Origin of the sequence: Bradyrhizobium sp. SPXBL-02 (assembly GCF_051853065.1) — a bacterium.
GTDB lineage: Bacteria > Pseudomonadota > Alphaproteobacteria > Rhizobiales > Xanthobacteraceae > Bradyrhizobium.
The window spans coordinates 1,024,047-1,041,899 of sequence record NZ_CP182474.1 but is presented as its reverse complement, the minus strand read 5'-3'; the positions used below and the strand labels follow the sequence as shown (position 1 = coordinate 1,041,899).

The following is a 17,853-nucleotide window of genomic DNA, read 5'->3' as shown; positions in this document are numbered from 1 at the left end:
CTCTTCATCGGTTGGGGGTCGGTTGACGCAAACTGGCAATTGAACAGGTGCGATGCGGCTTTAGGCGGCCGCGGCGGTTCCGAGCGCCGGCACGCCCTCGGGCGCCGGGACAGGCAGGCCACCCACGACGTCGGCAGCTTCGAGATCGTACAGCTCGCGCGCGACGTGATCGGTCAGCGCGGACGGCGCGCCGTCGAATACCACGCGACCGGCGGCCATGCCGATCAGGCGGTCGCAGTAGGTGCGGGCGAGATCGAGCGAATGCAGGTTGCAGAGCACCGTGATGCCGAAATGCTTGTTGATGCGCAAAAGCGCATCCATCACGATCTTGGTGTTGCGCGGATCGAGCGAGGCGATCGGCTCGTCGGCGAGGATGATGTCGGGCTGCTGCACCAGCGCGCGGGCGATCGCGACGCGCTGCTGCTGGCCTCCGGAGAGCTGGTCGGCGCGCTGGGCAGCGAGCGAAGCGATGTCGAACTGCTCGAGCGCCGACATCGCCAGCGCCTTGTCCTGCTCGGGCCAGGCCTGCGACAGCGAGCGCCAGGCTGGCATCGTGGCGAGACGACCCATCAGGACATTGGTGAGCACGTCGAGCCGACCGACCAGGTTGAACTGCTGGAAGATCATCGCCGAGCGGGCGCGCCACTGCCGCAGCTCCTTGCCGCGCAGCAAGGTGACGTCGACGCCGTCGAACAGGATGCGTCCCCCGGTCGGCGTCACGAGGCGATTGATGGTCCGCAGCAATGTCGACTTGCCGGCGCCGGATCGCCCGATCACACCGACGAAGCCGCCGGGGGAAACTTGAAACGAAGCGTCGTCCACCGCGGCTTTCGCGCCGAAGCGACACGTCAGGCCTTCAACCACCAGCATACAGGGGCTCCAGAGTAGCTGGAGCCAACCGCTAACGCCCGTGCTTAACACTTGTGTGACACACGCGCTGCGATGCGGCGATCCTACGCACGTCATCCCCTGTCATCTCGTTGTCATGACATCGTCATCCAGCCGCTCGAAGAAAAACGCCCGCCCTCGCACTTCGGATGCAACATGGCCGCCAAAGCTCTTTCGGTTCAGCCGACCGTCGATCCCTCGGCCAAGCTGCACGAGACCAGGCTCGGCGCCTATACCGAGGTCGGCGCCCGCACCATCCTGCATGAAGTGGCGATGGGCGATTACTCCTATGTCGTGAACGACGCGCAGATCACTTACACCACCGTCGGAAAATTCTGCTCGATCGCGGCGGTGACCCGGATCAATCCCGGCAACCATCCGATGCATCGCGCCACGCAGGCGCACTTCACCTACCGCTCCAGCGCCTATTTCGAGGGTGCGAGCGACGATTCCGAGTTCTTCGACTGGCGGCGCCAGCATCACGTTCATATCGGCCATGACGTCTGGATCGGCCATGGCGCGATCGTGCTGCCGGGCCGCAACATCGGCACCGGCGCGGTGATCGCCGCCGGCGCGATCGTCACCAAGGACGTGCCGGCCTACACCATCGTCGCCGGCAATCCCGCCCGTATCGTGCGGCGGCGGTTCTCGGAGGAGGTCGCCGGCCGCCTTGCAAGGCTCGCCTGGTGGGACTGGGATCACGACAAATTGCGCGCGGCGCTGCCCGATTTCCGCAGGCTCGGGATTGAAGATTTCCTCTCGACATACGAAGCACGGACAAGCTCACTCGCCAATTCCCCTGCCAGCAAACGAAGCGCGGTCGCGTGACAGACATAATCATCGAAGGCGGCCGGGCCTTGATCGGCGCCGAGCTCGCCGAAGCCTCTCTTCTCGTCTCCGGAACGGACATTGCAGCGATCGATGCCTCTCGCGGCCGGGCGCGGCTGGCGCTCGACGCGCGTGACCTGCTGGTGCTGCCCGGCATCGTCGATCTGCATGGCGATGCCTTCGAGCGGCAGATGATGCCGCGCGCCGGCGTCGACTTTCCGATCGACGTTGCGCTCGCCGACAGCGACCGCCAGGCGATCAGCAATGGCATCACCACCGTGTTTCACGCCACGACCTGCTCCTGGGAGCCGGGCCTGCGCAGCGCCGACAATGCGCGCGGCCTGATGGAGGCGATCGAGCGGCAGCGCCCGCAATTCGCCGCCGACACCCGCTTCCACCTGCGGCACGAGACCTACAATCTCGATGCCGAGGCCGAGATCGCACAATGGCTCAGCGAGGGCCGCGTCGACCTGTTCGCTTTCAATGATCACATGGACGGCACGGTCGCCGACATGGCCAAGCCGCGCAAGCGCAACCGCATGGTGGAGCGCACCGGGCTGTCGAGCGAGGATTTTGACAAGCTGGTCGAGCGTGTGGTCTCGCGCGCCGCCGAGGTGCCGGCTTCGGTATCACGGCTGGCCGCTTTTGCCCGCGCAGCCGAGGTGCGGATGCTCTCGCATGACGACGCGAGCCCAAGGATGCGCCGGGACTTTCGCGAGCTCGGCGCCTTGATCGCGGAATTTCCGATCAACGAGGAAACGGCGCGGGCTGCGGCCAGCCACGGCGATGCCATCGTCTATGGCGCGCCGAACGTCGTGCGGGGCGGCAGCCACACCGGCTGGACCAGGGCCTCCGACATGATCGCCAAAGGGCTCTGCTCGGTGCTGGCGTCGGACTATTACTATCCCGCGCAGCTGCTCGCCGCGTTCCGCCTGGCCGCCGATGGCGTGGTGCCGCTGGCTCAGGCCTGGGATCTGGTCTCCGCCGGCCCGGCGCGCGCAACCGGCCTCACCGATCGCGGCCTGCTCGCGGAGGGGCGCCGCGCTGACATTCTCCTCGTCGACGACAGCGTGGAGCTGCGGCCGCGGCTGATCGCGGTGATCTCAGGCGGCAAGCTCGTGCATCTCACCGACGCGACGCGGCTGCTCACCACGGCAGCAACGCCGCGCGAGGCTATCGTTGCGGCATGAATTGGTTATGCTGAGGTAATGACAGGTTTCCCCCGCTACGCGATCTATTTTGCCGCCGGCAGCGACAGCGCCCTCTCCCGCTTCGGCGCGGAGCTGCTCGGCTATGACGCCTATACCGGAGACGAGCTGCCGTTTCCGCGACAAGCGCTGCATGTCGCGCCGGACTGGCGCGAGGTCAGCGCCGATCCCCGCAAATACGGCTTTCACGCCACGCTGAAGGCGCCGATGGCCCTGGTATCGGGCAAGACCGAGGCCGATTTGATTGCTGCCTGCGCGGCCTTCGCCGCCGAGGCGCGGCCGCATCCCGTGATCTCGCCAATTGTGGATTCCATCAGCGGCTTCATTGCTGTTATTCCGGCCACGCCGGTCGAAGCTCTGCAGCAGCTTGCCGCCGATTGCGTTCGCGAGTTCGACCCATTTCGCGCCGCGCTGACGGCGGAAGATCGCGCCCGGCGCAGGCCGGAGAAGCTCAGCGAGCGGCAGCGGGACTATCTCGACCGCTGGGGCTATCCCTACGTGATGGAAGAATTCCGCTTCCACATGACGCTGACGGGGCGCCTGGATGCGGAACGGCGCGGGCCGATCCTGCAGATGCTGCGGGAGCGTTTTGCGGCGCTGAAGCTCGACGCGCTAGCGGTCGACCGCATCGCGCTGTTCAAGCAGGATGATGCCAAGGCGCGCTTCCGCATCATCGGCGAGTGGGCTCTGGCAAGATAGTCACCACGTCCTCCGTCATTGCGAGGAGCGAAGCGACGAAGCAATCCAGACTTTCTCCAGAGGGAAAGTCTGGATTGCCTCGCTTCGCTCGCAATGACGTTGGAAAGACATACTCAGCCTAATTTAGCGCTAGCTCGCAAGATTGAAAGCGAGCGCCACCGCGCCAACCACAACGAGGCTGGTCGCCCAGACTGCATCCAGGTTGAACCAGCTTCGCGAGACGAACCTCAATCCCAGATGGCGGTAGACCAGCCACGCCAGACATCCGCCGGCGCCGACCATGGCGGCAACGTGCACCAGGGACACCAGCACCGCCATCCCGAGATTTGCCTTCATCAGCGCGCCCGCCGCCTCATGGCCGGCATCGAGCTCGAAGGCCTTGCAGAGCCCCAGATAGATCGGCACGAGCATCAGGGCGGCGCCGTGAGCGATGGCGACGGCAAATGACCAGAGCGCCAATTGCGTCGGCGGAATTCGTGCCAGCGTGCGCGGATGACGCCGGTCGATCAGCCGATAGACGCCAAAGCCGATGACGAGAAGGCTCGCACCGATCTGGATCGGGCGCTGCCACGCGGCCAGCACGAGCAGGAAGGCGAACGGCAGCAGCACGAGAAGTGTCGCCAGGAGATGCCCGGCCGCCAGAGCCCACAATGCACGGAAGAGCGCGCGCGGGCTCTTGTCCATGAGCCCGGCCGAAACGGCGAGCGGCCATCCCATTCCGGGATTGACCCCGTGGTAGAGGCCGCTCGCAACGAGCGCGAGCCACAGCCAGCCAAGGGCCGGGCTCGCATGCGTCCCATCTAGACCGACGGGTAGCAAAAGGAGTCCGTCGAACAGTCGCCGCCCTCGAGCCTGATCTGGTGCGCACGATATCCGTCGGGGAAGCTCACGAAATAATCCTTGTCGAGCTCGAGGCCGCCGTTGCGACCGACATTGGCCATGACTTCCACGCCCGGAACCCCGTCGGGATAGAACTGGTCATCCCAGGTGGAATAGAGCGAATTGGTCCAGTACACGCGCCGGCCGTCGCGGCTGATCTCGACCATCTGGGGACCTGCCGCAAAGGCCTTGCCGTTCGGATGGAGCGTGCGCCGCGCGATGCCGCCGATGTGGACTGAGCCCGCAAGCTTCGGCTTTCTGGGATCGCTGACGTCGTACTGGCGCATCTCACCCGTCCCCCAGCACGAGACATAGAGAAACCGGTCATCCATCGACAGGTCGATGTCCGTCACCAGCGGCGGCACGGCGCCAAATCCCTGCAGCAGCGGCGGCAGCTTCTCCTTGGGCGCGGGTTCGGGAGGAATCGTCGCCGTCTTCTCGGCATGGAATTTTCCATCCTCGCGCCACCAGGTCCAGATCGATGCTTCGAGGTTGGTGGTGTCGACCACGACACCGACGAAGCCGTACTCGCGAACCGGATCGTGCGCCGGCCGCACCTCCAGCGCCATCTGATGATTGGCGCCGAGGTCGATGGTCTGGACGTTGCGGCGGGCGCGAAGGTCCCAGAAGTGGAGACGATGGCCATATTTGTTCGCAAGCAGATCTTCCGGGACGATCCCGTTCTCGAACTGCGGCGGCAACGCCCATTCGCTCGTCACCATGTAATCGCGCGGCAGATTCCACCAGAAATCATAATGCAGTGTCTGTGGGCCACGGTCGATTTCCCATCGTCCAAGAACTTCGAACGTCTCGCAATCCATGATGAAGACGCCCGGAGGTCCGTTGGTGCCGTCCTTGCCGCCGCCACCCAGGGTGCTCACGTAAATGCCGTCCGGCCCGCAATGGATCGTGTGCGGCCGCGAGTAGCCGGTCTTCTTGAAGACCTCCTCCGGCTCGATGATCTTGTGGATCTTGGCTTTCGTCGGATCGGGCTTGGTGTCGATGACGTAGATCCGCGACGAGCGCAGCCCGGGGATGATGAGATAGCGCCGCTCGATGAAGGCGTGTCCGGCGAGCGGCGACAGAGCGGAGGAGCAGGCATTCCAGCCGAAGTGATGAAACTCATCGCCCTTGTTGGGCATCGTGACGGTGTGGACGACCTGGCTGTAGGTCGGCGATCCCGGCTTGACGTCGATGACCGCGAGAGCGTCCGGCTTTGAGAAATCCGGACTGAGCAGCAAGGTGTAAGCAAAGTTCTCCGCAGGCGCTTCCATCGCAAGCTTGGGCGATGCGTGAAAGGTGGGATCCGGCCTCATCGTCATGGCACTGCCTCCCTGTTCTGTCGGTTTGCACCAACCTGGCTCGGGATCGTGGCAAAAGAAGAGCTGTTGCGCGATGTCTTGTTGCGCGATGCCTGGGATTCTCCGCAGGGCCGGTTGGCGGGCGTACAATATGCCATCGCCGGGCCGGCGGAAACTGGCGGAATTGCGTTAATTCGACGCCTTCAGGCGAAATGAGCGCCCCCGTCATTGCGAGCGAAGCGAAGCAATCCAGACTGCCTCCGCGGAAACAGTCTGGATTGCTTCGTCGCTTCGCTCCTCGCAATGACGGGGAGAGACCTATTTCCCCCAGCGCAGCCTTCGTAGGGTGGGCAAAGGCGCGCTTGCGCCGTGCCCACCAACTTTCGCGATGGCAACAGGTGGTGGGCACGCTTCGCTTTGCCCACCCCACGGCCGCGGGGTATGTGGCTCTACTTCCCCCACCTGAGCGCCAGTGCGTCGCGCTCCTTGGCCAGTTCCAGCAGACCCGCCCGCGTTGCCGGATGCAGCGGCTGCAGCGGATGGCGCACCGCCTCCGACTTGATCACGCCGCCGGCCTGCATCATCACCTTGCAGGCGATCAGGCCGCATTGGCGGTTCTCGTAGTTGATCAGCGGCAGCCAGCGCTCGTAGGCGGCCTTCGCCTTCTCGCGATCGCCGGCGAAATAGGGATCGATGATCTGGCGGATGCCGTCGGGATAACCGCCGCCGGTCATGGCGCCGGTGGCGCCGGCGTCGAGATCGGCGAGCAGCGTGATTGCCTCCTCGCCGTCCCAGGGACCTTCGATGTCCTTGCCGCCCGCCTCGATCAGGCTGCGGAGTTTCGAGGCCGCGCCCGGCACCTCGATCTTGAAATAGCGGATGTTGGCAAACTCGCGCGACAGCCGCGCCAGCAACTCGACCGACAGCGGCGTGCCGGCCACCGGCGCGTCCTGGATCATGATCGGGATATTGATCGCCCCGGAGAGCACCTTGAAGAATTCGACGATGCCTTTCTCGGGGACGCGGAAGGTCGCGCCGTGATAGGGCGGCATCACCATCACCATGGCGGCGCCGGCCGCCTCGGCCTGTTTGCTGCGCGCCGCGCACACGGCCGAGCTGAAATGCGTGGTGGTGACGATCACGGGAACCCGGCCGGCCACATGCTCCAGCACCGTGTGCATCACCGTCTCGCGCTCGGCATCGGTAAGCACGAACTGCTCGGAGAAATTGGCGAGGATGCAAATGCCGTGCGAGCCGGCATCGATCATGAAGTCGATGCAACGGCGCTGGCCCTCGAGGTCGAGCTCGCCGCGCTCGTCGAAGATGGTGGGCGCGACCGGAAACACGCCGCGATAAGGGCGTTGGGCCTTGTGTGGGGTGACCGGCATCGAACTCTCCATCCCTGATGTGTCTTGCGTCTGTCGCTGCGCTCGCGGGAGCGAGGCGGCACAGATGTACCCGCAGTGCCGGGCTGCGGCAATGCCCGCGCGACGTCCGATGGAAAGAGGACGAAAATCAGGCGCTCTTCACGGCGCCCAGGAAGCCCTCGACGGCGACGCGAAGACGATCGGCATCCGCCGACATCTTCTTGACGGACTCAGACAGCACGGTCCCGGCATTGCCGGTCTCCTGGTTGAGCCTGGCGACGCTGCCGATCGTGTCGGTGACCTCGCGGGTGCCCTGGGCCGCCTGCTGGAAGTTGCGCGAGATTTCCGTCGTCGCCGCGCGCTGCTCTTCGACCGCGGCAGCAATCGCCGTCATCTTCTCGTCGATGCCGCCGATGGCCCCGCCGATCGACCGGATCGCGGCGACCGCCTGGCCGGTCGCGCCCTGGATCTCCTCGACCTGGCGCGAGATCTCTTCCGTCGCGGTCGCGGTTTGCGTCGCGAGGCTCTTGACCTCGCCCGCGACCACGGCGAAGCCGCGGCCGGCCTCGCCCGCGCGCGCGGCTTCGATGGTGGCGTTCAATGCCAGCAGATTGGTCTGGGCGGCGATCGCGTTGATCATCTTCACGACCTCGCCGATGCGGCTGGCCGTCTGATCGAGGATCTCGACCGTCGCATTGGTCTGCTCGGCCTGGGCCACGGCCTCGCGGGCCTCGCGCGCGCTCGACTGCACCTGCGCGGAGATCTCTCCCACGGAAGCGGAGAGCTCCTCGGTCGCGGCGGCAATGGTCTCGAGATTGTTGGTGGCCTGCTCGGCGGCGGAGGAGACCGCCGCGGTCTGGTTGCTCGATTCCGAGACCAGCGAGCGCACGCCGCTTGCGGTGGCGTCGAGCTCGCGCGTCGAGGCCGCAACGCTCTGGATAACGGCCTGCACCGTATCGTCGAAGCTGCGGCAGGCGGCATCGACGGTGCCGGAGCGGGCGAGCTGAAGCGCCTGCTGCGATTCGCGTTCGCGGCCGAGCCGCTCCGCGGTCGCCGCGCTCTCGCGCAGGCTTTCGAGCGCAGCCGCCATGGTGCCGAACTCGTCGGGATGCCGCGATTGCGGCACCGGCGTCGCATAGTCGCGGGCGCTGATGCGGGCGATGGCGTCGAGGATGGCGCGCACCGGCCGCATCAGGCGATTGCGCACCACGAACACGCCGGCGAGGGTCACGGCCAGCGCGAGCAGGAACGCGAAGGATTGCACGATGAGATTGGTCAACGCTTTGGCCTGGACCGCCTCAGCGCGCGCGATCGACAGGTCGAGCGCCTTGCTCGCGACCGCGACGATGGACGCGAAGGGGGACTGGCACAATGCGTTCCACTCCGAGGCGGGCATCGCGGGCCGGCCGCTGCCGTCGAAGCCCTTGGTGAGCTCGCCGATCTGCTTGAGGGCGCCGTCAGTCTTGGCCCTCGCATCCTTGGCCGTGTTGACGAGTTCGGCCGGCACGTCAGGCGCAGCCAGGAGCTCCTCCATGCCGGTCCACCCGGCGGTCACGACGCCGTTCCATCCGGCCACGGTCTGCTTCTGGGTGTCGTCGAGCGGCTTGCTGGCGTTGACGTTCGGCCGCAGGGTCGAGCACTGGATGCCGTAGCGGTCGCGCACCTGCCAGGCGAGGCGGCGGGCCTGGATCATGCGGGCGATGTAAGGATCGTTCATCCAGGCGCGGTTCGACACCGCGGTGGAGGCGAGATTGGCGGTCTCGATCACCTTGGTGACCGCATCGTACCAGGGTGCGGTGCGCTCCAGCTTGCGCTCGGCGCGCGGCAGCTTGGCCTCGTCGTAGAACAACTGGAATTTTGGTGCGGCCTCACTCCAGCGCTGCTTCAGCGTGCTGGCGAGCTCGTCGCGCGCCGCGAATTCGACGGTGGAGAGCGCAGCGCTGATGGCGTCAAAACCGGCCTGCTCGGCTTTCTCGGCGGCGCCGAGCTTGGCGCGCGGATCGTCCTCGCCGAGCAGCGCGCTCTGGGCATCGCCGCGATTGCTGCGCAGGGCAACCACGCCGTGGAAGATCGACTTGTCGGCATTCGCGAGCCGCTCGGTCTCCAGACTGTCGCTATAGCGGCCGAAAGCCCCGACCATCTGGATGGCCGTGCTGGTCAGCGCGCCGGCCGCCAGCAGCGTCATCAGAACCAGGAGAAGCGTGCTTACCGATTTCTTAAAAATGGACATGGACCCAAAGACCCGCTCGCCGAGAGCGGTCACCTTGCACGGCCACATGCCAAAGTTTCGTTAAGGTTTATATCAAATGATAAGCGCCCCGGAGTTGCCGGCCCTGTCCGGGGCAGCCGGCTCACGCCACCTTCGTGAAATCCGGCGGGCGGCGCTCCGCAAACGCCGTAAACGCCTCGCGCGCCTCGGCGGTACGCAGTCGCTGCGCGAACTGCTCGCCTTCGGCCTGCATCTGCGCGACCAGCGCCTCGCCGTTGCGCATCAGCCGCTTGGTGGCGATGAGGGCCCCGGCCGGCTGGCGGGCGAGACGCTGCGCCAGCGCAAGCGCCTCGGCATCGAGCTTGTCCAGCGGCACCACGCGGTTGGCAAGGCCCCATTCCAGCGCGGCCTTGGCCGCCACGGTCTCGCCGAGCGCGAACATCTCATAGGCGCGGGCATAGCCGATGCGCGCCGGCATCAACAGGCTGGAGGCGGCTTCCGGCACCAGCGCGAGGCTGACGAACGGCGTCGACAATTGCGCGTTGTCGGCGAGCACGACGAGGTCGCAATGCAGCAGCATCGTGGTGCCGACGCCGACGGCGCGGCCCTGCACGGCCGCGACCAGCGGCCGGGTGCAGCGCGCCAGCGACTGGATGAAGCGCACCACGTTGCGGCTGCCCTCGGACTTGCCGGCCGCGACGGCCGCGAACTCGCCGACGTCGTTGCCGGCGGTGAACATGTCGCCCTCGCCGCGGATCAGGATCACACGGGCGGACGGGTCGCGCTCGGCGGATTCGATCGTGTCGGCCAGCTTGCCGTACATCGCATCGGTCAGCGCGTTCTTCTTGTCGGGACGCGCCAGGGTGAGGGTGAGAATTCCGTTGTTATTCTCGATCCGGACGTGCTCGGTCATTGGTCTGCTCCGTGTTAGTCGTCTAAACTTCTTGGAAACTTGTCCTGAATGCTCGTCAGCCAGCGCGCGACGATGTCGATCTCCGCGGCCGTGAATCCCTCCGTCAGCGCCGCATTGATCTCGGCCGCGCCAGTCTTCGCCTGCGCCAGCGCGGTGCGCCCCTTCGGCGTCAACCAGATGCGAAAGGCGCGGCCATCCTCGCGGTCGGCCCGCCGCTCGACCAGCCGCGCCGCTGCGCTGCGATCGACGAGGCCGGAAATCCCGGCCGGCCCGAGATCGAGTGCCGCACCCGCCTCGCCCATCAGAATGCCGTCCTGCCGGCCGAGGATGAACAACAACCCCGCCTGCGCCGGCGTCACCTCGCTCGAAGGCTGCGCGGCCATCCAACGCTGCAAACGGCGTTGCGCGACGTTCAACAAATAGATCAGCCGATGGTGCTTCGCTGCGGCTGCATTATTTCGCATGCGAAATATCTAGCCCAACGGATCCCGATTGTCAAATCAGGGCCGCTAGGCCGACGCGGCGCGACAACCGTCGAGCAGAATTGCGGCGCATGTCTGCGCCCGCCTCTCGATCTCCTTGCGCGAGGGCAGTGCCAGGCTGGCGTAGATCGCCGCGCGCTGCGGCGCCGACACCATCATGCCTATCATCATTCCGGCGGCTTCATCGACGTTATCGAGCGCGATGCGCTTCTTCCTGACTTGATCGCGAAGCCAGCCCGCGAGCGCCGCCACGGTACGGGAGATGCCATCCCTGTAGAAATTCGCGGCAAGGTCGGGGAACGTGGCCGATTGCTGCAGTACCATACGCTGGAGTGCCACGACCTCCGGATCGAGCGCGAGATCGGCACAGGCGACAAGCACGGCAGCCAGACTCGTCTCGACGTCGGCCTGATTGTCGGCCTGAAGATTGACGTCGGAGAGCAACCGATCGAGCCGGTCCGCGCACATCGCTTCGAACAGCGCTGCCTTGCCCGGAAACAGCCGATAGAGAGTCTTGGTGGAGATGCCGGCGCCACGCGCCAGTTCTTCGGTGCTGGTTGCTGCGTAGCCATCGACTGCGAAGGCGTGCCGTGCCGCCTCGATGACGATGCGCTTCGTCTCGTCGTCGGTGCGCACTGGTGGCCGCCCACGCGGGCGGCCTTCTGATGACGATTTTGCCTGAGCCATGTTTTTAGATGATGCCTGTCATTCCATTGACAGTCCTCAAGCTAGCCCTATTTTGGAAATCGTCAAGTTTCCTAATTCAGGGAGCCGGCCATGACCGTGCATACCAATCCATCGAAGAGCGAAACCATCGTGGTGCCAACCAGCCCGCCCGAAGGCATCCTGCCCGCCGCGCCGGTCCCCGCCCCGCGCCGAAAGCTGAACTTTCGCAAGCTGTTGCTGGCGGGAGTGGCCGTCGCCGCGCTCGCCGGCGCGAGCTGGTACGGCTACGATTACTGGACGGTCGGGCGCTTCCTCGTCTCCACCGATGACGCCTATGTGAAGGCCGACAACACCACCATTGCGCCGAAGGTCAGCGGCTATCTCGACCGCGTCCTGGTCGGCGATAACGAGCATGTGAAGGCCGGCCAGGTGCTGGCCCGGATCGACGATCGCGACTTCCGCGTCGCGCTCGATCAGGCAAGGGCCGACGTCGCCGCCGCGAACGCGACGGTGACGAGCAAGCAGGCCCAGCTCGAGGTTCAGGAGGCGGTAATCGCAGCCGCGAAAGCGACCATCGATGTCGACACGGCCGCGAAGACCTTCGCCCAGCAGGAGAACAAGCGCTACACGGATCTCGCCAGGACCGGTTATGGCAGCGTGCAGAACGCGCAGCAGGCGCAGGCGCGCGATGCCGGCGCGGACGCCGCGATCGCGCGCGACAACGCCAACCTCATCTCCGCACAGAAGCAGGTCGATCTTCTCAAGGCCGAGATCGTGCAGGCCAGGGCCGCCGCCGCCCGCGCAACCGCGGTCCAGCACCAGGCCGAGCTCAATCTCGGCTACACCACGATCGTCTCGCCGATCGACGGCGTCGTCGGCAACCGCACCTTGCGCGTCGGCCAGTATGTGCAGGCGGGCACGCAGTTGATGTCGATCGTGCCGGCCACGGGCACCTATGTCGTCGCCAATTTCAAGGAGACCCAGCTCACGCATGTCCGCGCCGGTCAGAGCGTCGAGATCGAGGTCGACACCTTCCCGGGCCAAGTCGTTCATGGCCACATCGATTCCATCGCGCCGGCCAGCGGCCAGGAGTTCGCGCTGCTGCCGCCCGACAACGCCACCGGCAATTTCACCAAGATCGTGCAGCGCATTCCCGTGAAGATCGCGCTGGACGCCGGGACGGTGCCTCCGATCGCGCTGCGGCCCGGCATGTCCGTGATCCCGACGATCGCAACGCGTTCAGCGCCGGCCGCTCAGGCGGCAGCGACGCCCAAAGCAAAACCTGTTTCCGGAGGGTCGTGCCATGTCAAACAGCCTCTCAATATCGACGCCAGCACAAGCAATTCCGGCCGCGACGCCTGAGCGCGTCGCCGCCGACCCCAATCGGGCCAGCGCCACGATCTGGATCGCCGTGTTCGCGGCGATGATCGGCGCCTTCATGGCGATCCTGAACATCCAGATCACCAACGCCTCGCTGCTCAACATCGAGGGCGGCATCGGTACCGGCGCCGACAACGGATCCTGGATCTCGACGTCCTATCTGATCGGCGAGATCATCGTCATCCCGCTGACCGACTATCTGTCGCGGGTATTCTCGTTCCGCAACATCATCCTGAGCTTCGCGAGCCTGTTCGCGGCCTTCTCGGTCGCCTGCGCCTTCACCCATGATCTGCCGTCGATGATCGCGATGCGCGGCCTGCAGGGTTTCTTCGGCGGCGTGCTGATCCCGATGGCGTTCACGCTGGTCTTCACCAAGCTGCCGAAGGGCCAGCAGCCGATCGGCCTTGCCATGTTCTCGCTCGCCGTGACCTTCGCACCGGCGATCGGGCCGACCATCGGCGGCTATCTCACCGAGAATTACGGCTGGCAGACCATTTTCTTCGTCAACGTGCTGCCCACGGCGGTGATGGTGACCACGCTGTTCTTCACGCTGGAGCGCCAACCGCTGAACCTCGCTTTGCTGCGCGAAGGCGACTGGTTCGGCATCGCGACCATGGCGATCGGCCTCGCTTCGCTGCAAGCCGTGCTGGAAGAAGGCAACAAGGACGACTGGTTCGGCTCTCCCTTCATCGTGCGGCTCGCGGTCATCGCCGTGATCAGCCTGTCGCTGTTCATCGCCAACGAGCTGATGGTGGAGAAGCCGCTGCTGCGTCTGCGCCTGTTGACGCAGTGGAATTTCGGCATCGGCACCATCGCGGCGGTGTTCCTCGGCTTCGCACTGTTCGGCTCGGTCTATCTCCTGCCCGCCTATCTCGGCCAAGTGCAGGGCTACAATGCCGAGCAGATCGGCAACGTGCTGGCCTGGACCGGGCTGCCGCAGCTTCTGCTGATTCCGCTGGTGCCGAAGCTGATGCAGCGTTTCGACGGCCGCTATGTCGCGACCGTGGGCCTGCTGCTGTTCGCCGCGAGCTCCTTCATGAACATTCAGATGTCGCTCGATTATTCCGGCGATCAGTTCCTGATGCCCAACATCGTGCGTGCGGTCGGCCAGGCGCTGACGCTCGCGCCGCTCTCGGCACTCAGCCTCGGCAGCGTCGCGGCGCAGGATGCGGCGGCCGCCTCCGGCATCTCGAACATGATGCGCAACCTCGGCGGCGCCATCGGCACCGCGGTGCTCGCCACTATCGTCACCAAACGCGAGCAGTTCCACTCCAACATCATCGGCCATTCGGTCACGCTCGGCCGCGAGGAGGTCCGCGCCCGCATCGCGCAGATGACGGACTATTTCATGGCCCACGGCGTCCCCGACCCCAACGCCGCACGCGAGCAGGCCATCATCGCGCTCGGCAAGACCGTGAAGCGCCAGGCGCTGGTGATGGGCTATTCCGACACCTTTGCCGTGATCGGCGTGGTGCTGGTCCTCGCCGCGATCGCGGTGCTGCTGACGCGAAGGGTGAAGGCGCCGGGTGGCGGAGGTGGCGCGCATTAGAGCTCGAAAACGAACGACCAAATCGACGCGGCCGTCACGCTTGACGGCCGCGTCCTTTTATGTCCCCTATTTGTTCATATCAATTATAGGTTGCTCAAGGGGACACTTCATGAGCGATACTCAGGTCGAGGCCGTGCCGGCTCAGCTCGTGCTGCATGCTGACGAAGATACTCCGCGTGAATTCATCGTTGACCTGTTGCGTCGCGTCTTCGGCAAGTCGGAAAGTGAAGCCGCCTCCGTGATTGCCGACATGGAGAGGCATGGCGCGGCAGCCTGCGGTCCCTACCCACCACCGGTCGCAGGCGCCCTGCTGGAATCTGCAAGGCGTCGTGTCGCTGCCGCCGGCCACCCACTCCTGATCACAAGCGAAACGGCGAGGCCCTGCTGCGAGCTTTGCGGCCGACCGATCGCGCAGTCGGAAGCACAATTGGTGGACCGCACGGTGTGGCTGTGCGCCGATTGCGTACTCGCAGCAGCAAGCGCATCGCGGGACCTCCCCTCGGAGGAGTTCAATTACACGTTCGGTGTCTTGAATTGGCACTTCGCCGATGTGCCGCGGAGTCAGCTGGTGACCACGGTACGCCAATTTCCTGGCCACATGCGGGCAGACGTCCAGGCCGCCATCGACCGATTATTTGCGTCTCCGGTCCGGCTATTCGGTATCGCCGAGGACCGCCGCTACGAGACGCTATCCATGTCGAGATTGATGCAGAACGACGGTTTCGCGGCGACGATCGCACCGCTTCAGTACAACGACGTCGATATCGGCGAACCGACACCAGCCAAGTGCCTCGACAATGGTCTTTGGCTTTGCGCAACCGCTGGTCTCCGCTACGCGGTGCTTCTGGCCATTCATCGTGAATACAGCCGCGAGGTCGGCGTGCGGATCGAAATCATGGCGCCGGCCGGGGCCGCAGGCTCAGCGCTTGTCCAGCAGTGCTTCAGCGCGCTGGAGGACGCCGTTCAGGCCGCGCGCACCTACCGTGGCAAGATTCTCTCTCTCGATGCCGATTCCGACTACCGTGGGCGCTCGCGCGGGATCACAGTGCACCGGCTTCCTTCCGTCAGTCGTGACGAGGTGATCCTGCCTGAACAGACGTTACGGCTACTTGATCGTAACGTCCTGAACTTCGTGGGCACGCGGGACGTGCTGCGCCGCCTCGGACAGTCGACCCGGAAGGGTATCTTACTCTACGGCCCACCCGGCACGGGCAAGACTCACACCATCCGCTATCTCGCGGCCCATCTGCCCGGTCATACGACGCTGATCATCACAGCGGAGCAAATCGGCCTGCTCGGCGCCTATATGAATCTCGCTCGCCTCCTGCAACCGGCCATGGTTGTGATCGAAGACGTCGATCTCATCGCGCGGCAGCGCGAGAACATGAGCGGCTGCGAAGAACCGCTGCTCAACCGATTACTTAACGAGATGGATGGCTTGAAGCAGGACGCTGACATCCTGTTCGTGCTGACAACAAATCGGCCTCAGCAACTCGAAGGCGCCCTAGCGGGCCGCCCCGGTCGCATAGATCAGGCCATCGAAGTGCCGCTTCCCGACGAGACCGGCCGCAACAAACTGGTCCGGCTCTATGGCAAGGGACTGCCACTCGACGACGCCGTCGTCGCCGAAGCCGCCAGGCGCAGCGAAGGCACGAGTTGCGCATTCATCAAGGAATTGATGCGGCGCCTGGCACAAGCGAGGCTCGCGCGCGATGGCGGCAATTCCGTCATTTCCGCCGATATCGACGAAGCCCTCGATGACATGCTGTTCTCCGGCGGCCGGCTCAATGCGCGACTGCTCGGCGGCGCGCAGGCGATGGCGGCGGGATGAGCGGAGCATGTCTCCCTCTCCGCGTCTTCGCGGGGAGAGGTGAAGGGTCACTGCGCGCAGAAATAGCTCGACGCCTCCGTCACCGGTCCCGACTTGTAGTGCGGCCAGGCCGGCCAGCGGCACAGTGGCAGCGCGCGGACGACAGGGAACGCGTGCAACCTTCGCCCGTCCGTCAATCGCTGACGCCGGCTTTCCGTCAGAACGACCCCAGCGCACTGCCCAGGGCAATCACGGCCACCAGCGCCAGGAGCGAGGTCACGATGCCCACCATGACGATGTCGAAATAGCTGTCGCGGTGAGTCAGGCCGCAGATCGCGAGCAGGCTGACCACCGCACCATTGTGCGGCAGGATGTCCAGCGTTCCCGCGCCGATCACCGCCACGCGATGCATCAACGCAAGGTCGATGCCGTTGCGAGCGGCAAGTTCGACATAGGTCGGGCCGAGAGCGTCCAGGGCGATGGTGAGGCCGCCCGACGCCGACCCGGTCAGCGCGGCCAGGATGTTGGTCGCGACGGCGAGCGAGACCAGCGGTCCGCCCTCGATCGCCAGCACCCAGTCGCGCACGATCGTGAATGCCGGCAGCGAGGCGACGACGGCGCCGAACCCGACGAGGCTGGCGACGCTGAACGCGGGCAGGACCGACGCATTGGCCCCGGCGTCCATGGTCCGGCGCAGCGCCGGCAGGCGCGCCCAGTTCAGCGCGATGGTGGTGGCGATGGCGGCAGCCAGCGCAACCGCGACCGACCAGACGCCTGCAACAGCTGCAAGCGTGGTATCTCCAAAGCGTTGCTCGGCGAGATAGCTGACATCGAGCCGCGGCAACACCAGGAGCGACATCAAGAGATTGACAGTCACGACGACGACCGGCGGCGCGATGGCATTCAGCACCGGCGAAGGCCGCTTGCTGCGATGACCGTGCTGTAGCTCCGCCGGGTCGAACTCGCGGGCGGTCGTCGCGCGCTCGCGCACGAGCTCGTCGGCGGCTGCGCGCTCGGCCGAGTCCTCAACGTCATCGCCGTAGCCTTCTCCGGTGCGGCGCGCCGACGCTTCGGCGCGATGCAGCCACCACAATCCCGCGCCGAGCATGATGAGGGAGGCGACGATGCCCAGGCCCGGCGCCGCAAACGGCGTCGTGCCGAAGAACGGCATCGGGATCGCATTCTGGATCGACGGCGTGCCCGGCAGGGCCGACATCGTGAAGGTCGACGTCCCCAGCACGATCGCAGCCGGGATCAGGCGACGCGGAATCGAAGCTGCGCGAAACAGCGAACGGGCCATGGGAACGATGACGAAGAACGCTACGAACAGGCTGACGCCGCCATAGGTGACCAGCGCGCCGGCAAGCACGACCGCCAGGATCACGCGCCGCTCGCCGAGGCGCTCCGCCATGAAGCCGGCGACGGACGTCACCGCCCCGCTGTCGTCCATCAACTTGCCGAAGACGGCGCCAAGCAGAAAGATCGGGAAGAACTGCGCCAGAAATCCCGCTGCGTTGACCATGAACACCTGGGTCAGGTTGGCGAGCAGCGGCTCACCGCCGAACAGCGCCGCAACGAGTGCGGCGAACGGCGCGAGCAGCAGGACGCTCCAGCCGCGGAAGGCGAACAGGACCAGCAGAGCGAGCCCGACGAGGAGGCCGAGGAGACCCATGC

The 17,853-nt window shown here is 65.6% G+C and carries 16 protein-coding genes; 7 read left to right on the top strand and 9 right to left on the bottom strand.

From position 1 onward, the window contains the following. Positions 1-60 precede the first annotated feature (60 nt). Positions 61-870, bottom strand: coding sequence for a phosphonate ABC transporter ATP-binding protein (phnC, locus tag ACNJYD_RS04830; protein ID WP_439365555.1), 810 nt, complete (start codon positions 868-870; stop codon positions 61-63). Between the two features lie 174 nt (positions 871-1,044). Here phnC and ACNJYD_RS04825 point away from each other — a divergent pair, with 174 nt between their 5' ends. Genes ACNJYD_RS04825 through ACNJYD_RS04815 form a run of 3 tightly spaced genes read left to right on the top strand, consistent with a single transcriptional unit; the run spans position 1,045 to position 3,623 of the window. Continuing rightward, the gene (locus ACNJYD_RS04825; protein ID WP_439365554.1) at positions 1,045-1,716 is read left to right on the top strand and encodes a chloramphenicol acetyltransferase; all 672 of its coding nucleotides are present in this window, start codon (positions 1,045-1,047) and stop codon (positions 1,714-1,716) included. Then, positions 1,713-2,906 carry an alpha-D-ribose 1-methylphosphonate 5-triphosphate diphosphatase gene (locus ACNJYD_RS04820; RefSeq protein ID WP_439365553.1) on the top strand — a complete coding sequence of 398 codons (1,194 nt, stop codon included), beginning with the start codon at positions 1,713-1,715 and terminating at the stop codon, positions 2,904-2,906. The genes ACNJYD_RS04825 and ACNJYD_RS04820 overlap by 4 nt, the downstream gene beginning before the upstream one ends. 18 nt (positions 2,907-2,924) lie before the next feature. Then, positions 2,925-3,623, top strand: a complete 699-nt coding sequence (locus tag ACNJYD_RS04815) for a DUF1045 domain-containing protein (protein WP_439365552.1) — start codon at positions 2,925-2,927, stop codon at positions 3,621-3,623. 129 nt (positions 3,624-3,752) lie between these two features. Here ACNJYD_RS04815 and ACNJYD_RS04810 read toward each other — a convergent pair whose 3' ends face one another. Both ACNJYD_RS04810 and ACNJYD_RS04805 read right to left on the bottom strand, forming a co-directional pair. Continuing rightward, positions 3,753-4,340: a hypothetical protein gene (locus tag ACNJYD_RS04810; RefSeq protein WP_439365551.1), complete on the bottom strand. Its 588-nt coding sequence runs from the start codon at positions 4,338-4,340 to the stop codon at positions 3,753-3,755. 83 nt (positions 4,341-4,423) lie between these two features. After that, complete coding sequence (locus ACNJYD_RS04805) at positions 4,424-5,824, bottom strand: selenium-binding protein SBP56-related protein (protein ID WP_439365550.1); 1,401 nt, start codon at positions 5,822-5,824, stop codon at positions 4,424-4,426. Between the two features lie 48 nt (positions 5,825-5,872). On the opposite strand from ACNJYD_RS04805, the gene ACNJYD_RS04800 reads away from it, so the two are divergent. Further along, on the top strand, positions 5,873-6,019 hold the full coding sequence (locus tag ACNJYD_RS04800; RefSeq protein WP_172785190.1) for a hypothetical protein: 147 nt from the start codon (positions 5,873-5,875) through the stop codon (positions 6,017-6,019). A gap of 233 nt (positions 6,020-6,252) precedes the next feature. Here the strand turns inward: ACNJYD_RS04800 and ACNJYD_RS04795 are convergent, their stop codons facing one another. The 5 genes from ACNJYD_RS04795 to ACNJYD_RS04775 form a co-directional block, all read right to left on the bottom strand. Then, positions 6,253-7,191 (bottom strand): dihydrodipicolinate synthase family protein, encoded by a 939-nt coding sequence (locus tag ACNJYD_RS04795; protein ID WP_212259540.1) that lies wholly within the window; start codon positions 7,189-7,191, stop codon positions 6,253-6,255. Between the two features lie 127 nt (positions 7,192-7,318). Further along, positions 7,319-9,400 (bottom strand): methyl-accepting chemotaxis protein, encoded by a 2,082-nt coding sequence (locus tag ACNJYD_RS04790; protein WP_260381884.1) that lies wholly within the window; start codon positions 9,398-9,400, stop codon positions 7,319-7,321. Positions 9,401-9,521: 121 nt separating this feature from the next. Beyond that, positions 9,522-10,292 carry an enoyl-CoA hydratase gene (locus ACNJYD_RS04785; RefSeq protein WP_439365549.1) on the bottom strand — a complete coding sequence of 257 codons (771 nt, stop codon included), beginning with the start codon at positions 10,290-10,292 and terminating at the stop codon, positions 9,522-9,524. 14 nt (positions 10,293-10,306) lie between these two features. Further along, entirely contained in the window at positions 10,307-10,756 is a 450-nt protein-coding gene (locus ACNJYD_RS04780; protein WP_439365548.1) for a MarR family winged helix-turn-helix transcriptional regulator, read from the bottom strand. Between the two features lie 45 nt (positions 10,757-10,801). After that, positions 10,802-11,410 carry a TetR/AcrR family transcriptional regulator gene (locus ACNJYD_RS04775; protein ID WP_260381881.1) on the bottom strand — a complete coding sequence of 203 codons (609 nt, stop codon included), beginning with the start codon at positions 11,408-11,410 and terminating at the stop codon, positions 10,802-10,804. A 141-nt stretch (positions 11,411-11,551) separates the two neighbouring features. Between ACNJYD_RS04775 and ACNJYD_RS04770 the strand changes: the two genes are divergently transcribed. The 3 genes from ACNJYD_RS04770 to ACNJYD_RS04760 all read left to right on the top strand — a co-directional run bounded on the left by ACNJYD_RS04770 (position 11,552) and on the right by ACNJYD_RS04760 (position 16,200). Next, on the top strand, positions 11,552-12,802 hold the full coding sequence (locus ACNJYD_RS04770; RefSeq protein WP_439365547.1) for an HlyD family secretion protein: 1,251 nt from the start codon (positions 11,552-11,554) through the stop codon (positions 12,800-12,802). Then, on the top strand, positions 12,744-14,369 hold the full coding sequence (locus tag ACNJYD_RS04765) for a DHA2 family efflux MFS transporter permease subunit (protein WP_172785197.1): 1,626 nt from the start codon (positions 12,744-12,746) through the stop codon (positions 14,367-14,369). Before ACNJYD_RS04770 ends, ACNJYD_RS04765 begins: the two co-directional genes overlap by 59 nt. A gap of 109 nt (positions 14,370-14,478) precedes the next feature. Continuing rightward, positions 14,479-16,200: an ATP-dependent Clp protease adaptor ClpS gene (locus ACNJYD_RS04760; protein ID WP_439365546.1), complete on the top strand. Its 1,722-nt coding sequence runs from the start codon at positions 14,479-14,481 to the stop codon at positions 16,198-16,200. A 196-nt stretch (positions 16,201-16,396) separates the two neighbouring features. Here ACNJYD_RS04760 and ACNJYD_RS04755 read toward each other — a convergent pair whose 3' ends face one another. After that, positions 16,397-17,851, bottom strand: coding sequence for a GntP family permease (locus ACNJYD_RS04755; protein ID WP_439365545.1), 1,455 nt, complete (start codon positions 17,849-17,851; stop codon positions 16,397-16,399). Positions 17,852-17,853 lie beyond the last annotated feature (2 nt).

Bases quoted from the DNA above. Each gene is read 5' to 3' on its own strand.
- phnC (WP_439365555.1), bottom strand. From the start codon at position 870: ATGCTGGTGGTTGAAGGCCTGACGTGTCGCTTCGGCGCGAAAGCCGCG.
- ACNJYD_RS04825 (WP_439365554.1), top strand. From the start codon at position 1,045: ATGGCCGCCAAAGCTCTTTCGGTTCAGCCGACCGTCGATCCCTCGGCC.
- ACNJYD_RS04815 (WP_439365552.1), top strand. From the start codon at position 2,925: ATGACAGGTTTCCCCCGCTACGCGATCTATTTTGCCGCCGGCAGCGAC.
- ACNJYD_RS04810 (WP_439365551.1), bottom strand. From the start codon at position 4,340: ATGGGATGGCCGCTCGCCGTTTCGGCCGGGCTCATGGACAAGAGCCCG.
- ACNJYD_RS04805 (WP_439365550.1), bottom strand. From the start codon at position 5,824: ATGACGATGAGGCCGGATCCCACCTTTCACGCATCGCCCAAGCTTGCG.
- ACNJYD_RS04795 (WP_212259540.1), bottom strand. From the start codon at position 7,191: ATGCCGGTCACCCCACACAAGGCCCAACGCCCTTATCGCGGCGTGTTT.
- ACNJYD_RS04790 (WP_260381884.1), bottom strand. From the start codon at position 9,400: ATGTCCATTTTTAAGAAATCGGTAAGCACGCTTCTCCTGGTTCTGATG.
- ACNJYD_RS04785 (WP_439365549.1), bottom strand. From the start codon at position 10,292: ATGACCGAGCACGTCCGGATCGAGAATAACAACGGAATTCTCACCCTC.
- ACNJYD_RS04780 (WP_439365548.1), bottom strand. From the start codon at position 10,756: ATGCGAAATAATGCAGCCGCAGCGAAGCACCATCGGCTGATCTATTTG.
- ACNJYD_RS04770 (WP_439365547.1), top strand. From the start codon at position 11,552: ATGACCGTGCATACCAATCCATCGAAGAGCGAAACCATCGTGGTGCCA.
- ACNJYD_RS04765 (WP_172785197.1), top strand. From the start codon at position 12,744: ATGTCAAACAGCCTCTCAATATCGACGCCAGCACAAGCAATTCCGGCC.
- ACNJYD_RS04760 (WP_439365546.1), top strand. From the start codon at position 14,479: ATGAGCGATACTCAGGTCGAGGCCGTGCCGGCTCAGCTCGTGCTGCAT.
- ACNJYD_RS04755 (WP_439365545.1), bottom strand. From the start codon at position 17,851: ATGGGTCTCCTCGGCCTCCTCGTCGGGCTCGCTCTGCTGGTCCTGTTC.